The sequence below is a fragment of the Paramuribaculum intestinale genome (genome assembly GCF_003024925.1).
Taxonomy (GTDB): domain Bacteria; phylum Bacteroidota; class Bacteroidia; order Bacteroidales; family Muribaculaceae; genus Paramuribaculum; species Paramuribaculum intestinale.
In genome coordinates, this window is record NZ_PUED01000098.1 from 1 (window position 1) to 9,599 (window position 9,599).

The following is a 9,599-nucleotide window of genomic DNA, read 5'->3' on the forward strand; positions in this document are numbered from 1 at the left end:
TAAAAAAAATAAAATTTTGATACCAGAATAACTCTTTGATATACAGACATGGAAAAATTACCCGATTCTCAATGAACCGGGTAAGGGAAGATATGCTATTTATTTTAGGTTAAATGAAAGAGCCGTGATCCAATTGATCACAACCATTCACAACACTATTCTCAGCTGGTTAATCATCATTCAATCAACAATTAATCACAGCCCCACACAGCCGCGCCAGTTATCATAATCGGCGATGTCGCTTTTTTTCGTATTTTTGTTGTCGGTATTGCGAGTTACCTATCACAAAAGAAATCGACAACACATGAAATTTATCTGCACCGGCGACTGGCATCTCGGCAACATGTTTCACGGCATAGACCGCCTCGACGAACACCGCCATTTCCTTGACTGGATGGTCGAACATATCGAACAGCTGCGTCCTGACGCGCTGCTCATAGCGGGCGACGTGTTTGACAGCGGCAACCCGTCGGCAGCGTCACAGAAAGCCTACTATGGCTTTTTAGCACGGCTATCATCGCTCGGCCACAGGATGAAAGTGATTGTCACAGCAGGCAACCACGACTCGGCCCAGCGGCTCGAAGCCCCGCGCCCTCTGCTCAGCTGCCTGCAGGTGGAGATCAGAGGCAATGTCAGACACTTATGGAGCACCGACGCCGACGGGACACCACACCGCACAGTGGACTACGACGACATGATAATACCGGTCGACGGGGCTGACGGCATCGAAGCTGTTGTGCTCGCCGTGCCGTATCTGCGCAGCGACGCCATCAGCGGCGAGAGCTATTCCGAAGGCGTCAGCAACTTCATGAGCACACTAATCAACAGAGCCAAGGCTCTCTATCCCCACCGCCGGAGAGTGATGATGGCTCATCTTTATGCTACCGGCGCGGAGATTGCGGCCGACGATGCGAGCGAACGAATCATAGTGGGAGGCGCCGAACAGGTCACCCTCCGTGGCATGAACGACCATCCCGACTATCTCACATGCGGTCACATACATAAACGCCAGCATATACACGACACCGACTGGGCACGCTACAGCGGCAGCGTGCTGCCCATGTCGTTTGCCGAAAAGTCATATACCCACGGCGTGGATCTGGTGGATATCGGACCGGACGGACTGCGCGACGTCAAGCAACTACGCTACACGCCACAGCATCCGCTCACCGTGATTCCCGACGACAACGAACCGGCAGATCTGACCATCAACCGGCTGTGCAGACTCATCGACGAACGCCTGCCGCCGCTCACCGCTGAGTCGGCCGATGAAAATGCCGTGTATGTAGCGCTCCGCGTCACCCACGGGAAAATCAGTGCCGATGACATAGCCGTCGCCGAAAAGCATATAGCCAAGCGCAATGCGATACTTTGTAAAATCCAGAAGATCATGCCTCCGCCCGACATCGACACCGAGCGCGAAAGCATCAATCCCGCCACCATCGACGACATACTCAACCTTGATCCTGTCGAAGTGCTTGCCAAAGCATTCGCGCTCAAGCATGGCACTCCCCTGTCGGAACGCCAGCGCGAGATGCTGTCAGAAATCACCGCCAATGCCAAAAACGACACCGAGCTATGAAATTCATCAGACTTGAAATCAAAAATCTCGCATCGCTTGACCGACCCGAAGGAGAAGTGATCGAATTTGAAAAAGGTCCGTTGGCCGGCAGCACCATTTTCAGCATTGTCGGGCCGACAGGGAGCGGCAAATCCACCATCCTCGATGCCATCTGCCTGGCTCTTTTCAACCGCACACCACGCTATCCAAGAGCAAAGAACGACCGAAACCAGTCAATCGAGATATATGGAGCCAAAGACAAGGACGAGAACGCACGCCTCGCACCAACCGACAGCCGCAACATACTCACCCGAGGCAAACGCGAAGGCTACAGCCGGCTTACATTTCTGGCTAACGACGGCACACTCTGGAGGGCCGAATGGACTGTGAGAAAAAACCGCATACGTTTCGAACAAGCACAGCGCTCGCTATACAGAATCACCGTAAAACCCGACGGCACCACTGTAGAGGAACCGGCCGACAGCAACAGCATCCCGACCATCATAGGGCTTGACTACGATCAGTTTCTGCGCACGGTGGTGCTCGCTCAGGGATCGTTTGCCAACTTCCTGACCGCCAAGGAGGACGAGCGATACATGCTGCTCGAAAAACTCGTCGGGTGCGATACCATGTATTCACGCATATCCGATGAGATAACCCAGCGCAAGAAAACCGCCTTGACAAATCTCGACAGCATCAATGCCCGCCTGAGCATACACGCATCCAACGATCTCACGGATGAAGAACTGGAACAACTTCAGCAGTCGGTCAACCGCCTCAAAGAAGAGGCTGACAAAAACAGCCAAGCCATAGAGACGACAAAGAAACAGCTCGAATGGTATGACACCGACCGGCATCTTGACCGCGACACACTAAGGCTTCAGCAAGAATTGGACGCTGCACTACGACGCATGGAGGCGCTCAAGCCGACAGAAGAGCGTCTGCAGCTCCATGACCTAACTACCGAAGCTGTCAAAACCTACGAAGTGGCGCTCCACCACCGTAAAAGTCTCGCAAACGCACAAAGCCTTGCGGAACGCCTCGCCCACGACATCGAAGCCGAAGAGAAAGAGCGCGAAAAAGCCAAAGAGCATCTTGAATCATCGACCCGGAAAATGGAATCGGCAGAACAGGATCTGTCGGATCGGACTCCACGAATAAACCGCGCCAGAGTCATCACCGGCGAGTTGTCGATCAGTCGAAGCAATCTGAAGGAGCGGCTGAAGTATGCTGCCGACGCATCGCAGCAAGTGACCGCCGCCAAAGAAGCCATTGACGATAACAATGCTCGGCTCAAATCTCTCACGATGTCGATGGAACAGGCCGAAAGCGCACGACGTAAACTCAGAGAGATGATCGAAGCCAACAACGACCGACTCACAAAAGAACTGTCGGAGATCGACTCCCGACTGTCGGCAGCCACCGCAAAACTAAAAACCGCCGATATCGCCGGACTCCAGAAGACCGCAGCCGACGCGCAAGGCGACATAAATATGCTAAAAGAGGGTATCGCCAACCGGCTGCGTAAGGAACAGACTGACGCCACACTGCTCGATGACCGGAAAAGACATAAAGAGCTGACCGGACGGATGACCGAAATAAACAGTGAGCTGAACCGACTGACGCCACAGATAGAACAGGCCGAAAAATCAACGGCAACGCTACGCGACGACATCACACTGCTGAGAAGCGCTGACCTCCAGCATCAGCGGTCGCGCCTGGAGGATGGAAAGGCCTGTCCGCTCTGCGGCTCAACACACCATCCATACGCCGAACACAATGCACTCTCCCCGGTGATCGACCATCTTTCGGCGGAGCTTGACGCACGACAGATGTCGCTTGAGAGGCTTCGCGAACGCTTTGGAATACTCGGCAACGAATCGGGCCGCATCGAAGGAGAAACCCTGCAGCTCGAAAAGCGGATCGCCGAAAACCTCCGCATTTTCGAACAGATACAAGGCCAATGGGATGTCATCGTATCCCAAAAACCGGCATGGCCCGACACCTCAGCCTCACTGACCGCCATGCTAAGCAGCCATGAAAAGGCGTTGGCTGAAGCCGACCGACAGCTATCGGACTACAACTTATTGCGACAGCTTGCCGACCGGCTGCATGCGGAGAAAGACCGCACAACGGCCGCCATCATGGCACACAGAGCCAAAGCCGAGTCAGACACTGCGAAATCCGACGAAGAGTGCTATCGGCTCAACACAGAGATACAGACCGCCACCGAACGATCAGCATCGCTACAGACATCGCTTGCCGAAAAAAACATGCAATATGACGCAGCACGCAAGGAGGTGGAAAAAGTGAAGTCGGAAATCACAGCTACCGAAGCCAGAATCCGCGAAGAGATAGGAGATTCAGATCCTGAAGTGCTGTATCGGAACCTTGTCAAAGCTGTGGAAGAAGCCAAAAACGAAGTGAGCGCACGCACTGCCACACTCAATGAAAAGCTGACGAAGATAGAGCTTGCAAAAGGAGGCCTGACCCAGACCCGAAATCAGATTTCGGCCGAGAGCGAAAGCATAGCCACCGCCGAACAAAAACTTGACACGATAATCGCAGGCCTTAACGACAACGACAGCATCACCGGCAAAATCGACCGGAAAACCATCGACGAAATCAGCCGATGGGATGACGATTGGGAAAAATGTCGGCGCGAAACAGGCCTATGCCGTCAGACCGTTACAGCAGCGCAAGCCACCCTTGCCGAAAAACGCAACGACAAAAACCGACACCTGTTGCTTAAACCTGAAACCGACGAAAATAGCCTACAGGAACAGCTTGACCGACTTTCGGCCTACAGCACCGACGAGCTTGACCGCACCAGACTCAGGATACAGAGCTGTATGGAAGCACGACGACAAATGGGCGACATGGCTGACGAGCTACGCCGGGCACGAGAAAATGCTTCAGACTGGACACAGATCTCCGAAGCGATAGGCGGCGACGGGAAAACCCTGCGCAAAATAGCCCAGACCTATACGCTGAGATTCCTGATAGCACACGCCAACGAGGAGATCCGACGGTTTAACCGGCGCTACGAACTGATGCAGGTAAAGGACTCGCTCGGCATAAGAGTGATAGACCATGACAGAGCCGACGACATCCGCGACACCACGTCGCTGTCGGGAGGCGAAACATTCATTGTCAGCCTCGGACTGGCGCTCGGACTCTCAGCTCTGTCGTCGCACGGCGTGTCGCTGGCCAATCTGTTTATCGACGAAGGATTCGGCACCCTCGATCCCGACTCGCTGGCCACTGTGATCGACGCCCTCGCACGCCTCCAAAGCTCACGCGGAAAAAAGGTAGGCGTCATAAGCCACACCGACACGATGAGCGAACGCATCACAACCCAGATAAGGATAGTCAGAAACGGCAACTCGGGATCATCGCATCTTGAATTCCATCCCTGACACCAATCACACGGATGACAATCACTTCTTGTTGCACTTTCCGGAAAGCGGGCACCCCCCGCAAGCGGAATCGCAACACGATGACGAATCCGAATCACAGCATGAGCCACGCTTGTTGCGCACACGTCGTATGACCCAGACCACACAGACAACCAGTATGGCCACGACAGCCACAAGCTGAAGCGTATCGTTAAGATTCATAACCCGACTTAAAATTAGTTGATATTATCAAACTCATCAGCAACCCGTGTTTTGCGAGTCACTTATCAGTTCAATAACAATTCAGGTAGCAATCGACTGAACTCCATCTCGAAGTTTGGCGTCAATTCTCCTAAGCCGAGTGAACCACGGATTTCGTCGACCGTCCAGAATCTTATCTCGGAGATCTCCACCGGGTCAGGACATGCCTTGAAATCATCGGCATCAACCCTCAGGAAGAATGTATTGACATATTCACGCTCACGCTGCGACTGAAAAACGTAATGAGTCACTTCCACAGCTGCCGACGCGTCAATACCCAGCTCCTCGCGCGACTCACGCATTAGAGCGTCACGCACGCTTTCGCCATAATCGACGTGCCCGCCTACAGCCGTGTCCCACCGCCCAGGCTGTATATCCTTGTCGGGCGAACGACGTTGCAACAGGATGCGCCCGTGGCGGTCAATCACATGAAGATGCACAACAGGATGTAGTTTCATTGAACCGGAATGACATTCGCCACGGGTAGCCGAACCTATGACATCGCCATTCTCATCGACGACAGGGAACAATTCATCATTCATTTCTTGAACTTTTTCTTGATCGACTGATTAAGTTTGGCCGGAGTGAGATCGGCCGCATACTCCTCAAAATTTAGCCTTAACGTGCATCCCTCACTATAACGGCTACATCCGTAGGCCGTACGTCCCTTGATGATATGCCCTGTGCCGCATATCGGACATGCTATGGCTTCAAGCGACTTTACAGCCGGCGCACGCTTACGCGGCGCCTTGGGTGCCGCATCATCGGACGATCCGTTTTTTTTCGAATCGGAGGGCGCGTCGGCCACATGAATCCGCCGCTGTGAATTGTCGCGCATCACATTGCCGACAATCTCGCTGATCATGGCCTTCAGCTCGTCGATGAACTCACGCGCCGAATAGTCGCCACGCTCTATGCGTCGCAGCTTGTTTTCCCATATACCGGTCAGCTGCGCGCTTTTGAGAAGCGGCTCATTGATCGTGTCGATGAGATCCATGCCGGCCTGTGTCGGCACTATATTCTTACGCTGTCGCATTATATAACCACGCTTGAACAAGGTCTCGATTATCGCCGCACGCGTCGACGGACGTCCGATGCCATTTTCCTTCATGGCCTCGCGCAGCGCCTCGTCTTCGACCGTTTTTCCGGCCGACTCCATAGCTCTCAGCAGTGTTCCCTCCGTGTACTGTTTCGGAGGCTGAGTGGTCTTTTTCTGAAGCTGCGGATCATGGGGGCCGCTTTCACCCACCACAAACGGAGGCAACACCTTTGAATCTTCCGAAGCATCAGCGTCGGACGCCGGCTCGGCATCGTCTTTTCCGGCATAGACCTCGCGCCATCCGGCCGACGTGATTACCTTGCCGGTAGCCTTGAATCCCTGTCCGTCAATATCGGCCGTGACTGTAGTGGTAGAGAATGTACAGTCGGGATAAAATGCCGATATAAACCTAAGCGCTATCAGGTGGTAGAGCTTACGCTCATTGCCTACAAGCACCGCAGGCGACTCTCCGGTGGGAATTATGGCATGGTGGTCGGTGACTTTCGAATTATCGAACACTTTCTTGCTCTTGGGCAACTTGCCGGCGAGCGGCCGGGCTGTCAGAGCCGCATAAGGGGTCATCCGGCGCAATATATCCGGAATCTTGGGATATATGTCGTCACTCAGATAGGTGGTGTCGACACGGGGATATGTAGTCACTTTTTTCTCGTAGAGCGACTGTATGAGCGTGAGGGTCTCGTCGGCGGACCATCCCCACTTTTTGTTGGTTTCGACCTGCAGCGATGTGAGGTCGAACAAACGTGGCGGAGCCTCACGTCCGGCCTTTTCCTTGACATCCGTCACTGTGAGGGGATGTCCCTTGATGGCCTCCACAGCCGCCTGTGCCTCTGATTCAGACGTAAACTTGCCATGAAGCGAACTGAAATTTGCGGTACGGTAGATCGTGTGCAGTTCCCAATAGTCCTCAGGCTTGAAATCAACGATCTCACGATGACGCGCCACTATCAGGGCGAGCGTGGGGGTCTGCACGCGTCCGATCGACAGCACCTTGCCCGGACTGGAATACTTAAGCGAATAGAGGCGTGTGGCGTTCATGCCGAGTATCCAGTCGCCAATGGCTCTGGACAGCCCCGCGTAATAAAGATTGTCGAAATCGGCCGACGGCCGGAGTTTGCTGAAACCCTCGCGTATGGCATCGTCGGTCAGCGACGATATCCACAGACGCCTGACCGGGCATTTCAGTCCGGCCTTCTGCATGACCCACCGCTGTATCAGCTCTCCCTCCTGGCCGGCATCACCGCAGTTGATCACCTCGTCGGCATCCTTCACCAGCGAATCTATGACGTCGAACTGCTGGTGATAGCGCTGTTCGGGCAGAAGTTTTATTCCGAACCTTGCCGGAAGCATCGGCAACACCGACAACGCCCATCTCCGCCAGCCCTCAGTATAATCGTGAGGCTCCTTGAGGCAGCACAGATGACCGATAGTCCATGTCACACGGTAACCGTTGCCCTCGAAATATCCGTCGCGACGGTCATTTGCTCCGAGTATAGCAGCGATATCGCGCGCCACACTCGGTTTCTCTGTAATGCATACTTTCACTTCCGTGTGGATTTGCCAACCTTCACAACCCACGTGGTCACGCCACGCGGACCTGCAGCGTAAACTCTGACTACCGATCCGGGCTTCATCGGAGGCAGATCTATCTCGACTGGTATCAGCCCGTCATCCTCCCACTGAAACCATCGCTTGAAATCTACTCCGTCAATATCGGATGCATCCTTCTCGACACCGTTGACCGACACGTAGATACGGTCTATCCGGTCTGAAGTGTGAGGACGTCCCTGAAGCTGGCCATAAAGCCGGGCAAGGTCGGAGCGAAAGTCGATGCTGTCAGCAAGAAGAGTCAGATTGCCTGTAGATGATGCCGAGCAGCGGCGCACATTGCGGCCTGCTGCCATCAAGACCACGGCCGCAACCATCATGGCCGATATCACAACACGCTTCATCACGACTCGCGTTTTTTGGCATCGTCCCACAGCGCATCCATCTCTTCGAGAGTCATCGAATCGACTGACCGGCCGGCTTTCTTGGCCGTCTGCTCTATGTGGTTGAAGCGACTGATAAACTTGCGGTTGGCACACTCCAACGCGTTTTCAGGATTAATTCCAAGCTTTCGCGCGAGATTGACGAGACTGAACATCACATCGCCAAACTCCTTTTCCATCGCCTCTTTATCGGCCTTGTCGACCTCGGCGCGTAACTCACCGATCTCCTCACTGACCTTGTCCCAGCACCCCTGGTTGTCGGGCCAGTCAAATCCGACGTTGGCAGCCTTTTCCTGTATACGGTATGCTTTGATCAGAGCCGGGAGCGCCTGCGGCACGCCCGACAGCACGCTTCGGTTGCCATCCTTTTCGCGGAGTTTGAGTTTTTCCCAATTTTCCGACACCTGCGAGGCATCGTCGGCCTGTACATTGCCGAAAACATGTGGATGACGGTAAATCAGCTTCTGATTGAGCGAATCGGCCACATCTGCCACATCGAACTGTCCCTTCTCCTCTGCGATCTTAGCATAGAACAGGATATGGAGCAACACATCGCCGAGCTCCTTGCGGATATTGGCTGTGTCATCATCCATCAGGGCCTGACAAAGCTCGTAGACCTCCTCTATGGTGTTGGAGCGGAGCGACGTATTGGTCTGCTTCCGGTCCCACGGACACTCAACACGCAGACGGTCGAGTGTATCAATAACACGCCCTATGGCTTCAGCCTTGAGTTGCGTAGATTTATTTTCCATCGGAATAATTCTTTATGCCACGTCCGAGCCATTCACCGAATTTCTCGACGTTTTCATCGTAGTAATATGGCTGCTCGATGACGTTGCCGTCATTGTCGAGCATCACATAATATGGCTGGCTGTTGGCGGCAAACTTGCTACGCTGCAGATAACTCCACTTGTCGCCGACGGTGACGAGCCGCACATCTTTGCCGTTTTCGTTTACTGTCACGGGTGTAGCGAGATCAGTCTTGTCATCGACCATAAGCTTGATAAGGACGAAGTTATCGCGGATTATACCTGAGATGACTTCGGTATCAAACACTGCTCCCTCCATCTTGCGGCAGTTGACACATCCGTATCCGGAGAAGTCAATGAGCACCGGACGACCGTTTTCAGCAGCATAACGCATTCCTTCGTCGTAATCGTCAAACTCCTTGAAATCGCCTCCGGCATAGAGGTTGAAATCCTGGGTATAGAGCGGCGGAACAAAAGCGCTGACACTCTTCAGCGGCGCTCCCCAAAGACCAGGGACGAGGTAAACCGCAAAACTCAGCGAAACAAGCGCCATGAAGAAACGCGGTATGCTGACATAATCTG

General features: G+C 53.8%; 8 protein-coding genes. 2 read left to right on the forward strand and 6 right to left on the reverse strand.

From position 1 onward, the window contains the following. The first annotated feature begins 304 nt into the window (after positions 1-304). The gene (locus C5O24_RS08235) at positions 305-1,582 is read left to right on the forward strand and encodes a metallophosphoesterase family protein (RefSeq protein WP_161553856.1); all 1,278 of its coding nucleotides are present in this window, start codon (positions 305-307) and stop codon (positions 1,580-1,582) included. Then, the gene (locus C5O24_RS08240; RefSeq protein ID WP_107036934.1) at positions 1,579-4,980 is read left to right on the forward strand and encodes an AAA family ATPase; all 3,402 of its coding nucleotides are present in this window, start codon (positions 1,579-1,581) and stop codon (positions 4,978-4,980) included. The genes C5O24_RS08235 and C5O24_RS08240 overlap by 4 nt, the downstream gene beginning before the upstream one ends. Positions 4,981-5,001: 21 nt before the next feature. Here the strand turns inward: C5O24_RS08240 and C5O24_RS13805 are convergent, their stop codons facing one another. From C5O24_RS13805 to C5O24_RS08265, 6 genes are all read right to left on the reverse strand, one after another. Continuing rightward, on the reverse strand, positions 5,002-5,181 hold the full coding sequence (locus tag C5O24_RS13805) for a hypothetical protein (protein ID WP_128703353.1): 180 nt from the start codon (positions 5,179-5,181) through the stop codon (positions 5,002-5,004). Between the two features lie 65 nt (positions 5,182-5,246). Beyond that, positions 5,247-5,762, reverse strand: coding sequence for an NUDIX hydrolase (locus C5O24_RS08245; protein ID WP_107681691.1), 516 nt, complete (start codon positions 5,760-5,762; stop codon positions 5,247-5,249). After that, positions 5,759-7,822 carry a DNA topoisomerase 3 gene (locus C5O24_RS08250; protein WP_107681692.1) on the reverse strand — a complete coding sequence of 688 codons (2,064 nt, stop codon included), beginning with the start codon at positions 7,820-7,822 and terminating at the stop codon, positions 5,759-5,761. Before C5O24_RS08250 ends, C5O24_RS08245 begins: the two co-directional genes overlap by 4 nt. Next, a complete protein-coding gene (locus C5O24_RS08255) occupies positions 7,819-8,232 on the reverse strand; it encodes a hypothetical protein (protein ID WP_133165506.1) in 414 nt (137 codons plus the stop codon). Before C5O24_RS08255 ends, C5O24_RS08250 begins: the two co-directional genes overlap by 4 nt. Beyond that, positions 8,229-9,020, reverse strand: coding sequence for a nucleoside triphosphate pyrophosphohydrolase (gene mazG / locus C5O24_RS08260; RefSeq protein WP_107036930.1), 792 nt, complete (start codon positions 9,018-9,020; stop codon positions 8,229-8,231). The genes C5O24_RS08255 and mazG overlap by 4 nt, the downstream gene beginning before the upstream one ends. Further along, the coding region (locus C5O24_RS08265) for a thioredoxin family protein (protein ID WP_133165507.1) at positions 9,010-9,599 on the reverse strand (590 nt) is incomplete at its 5' end. The genes C5O24_RS08265 and mazG, both read right to left, overlap by 11 nt.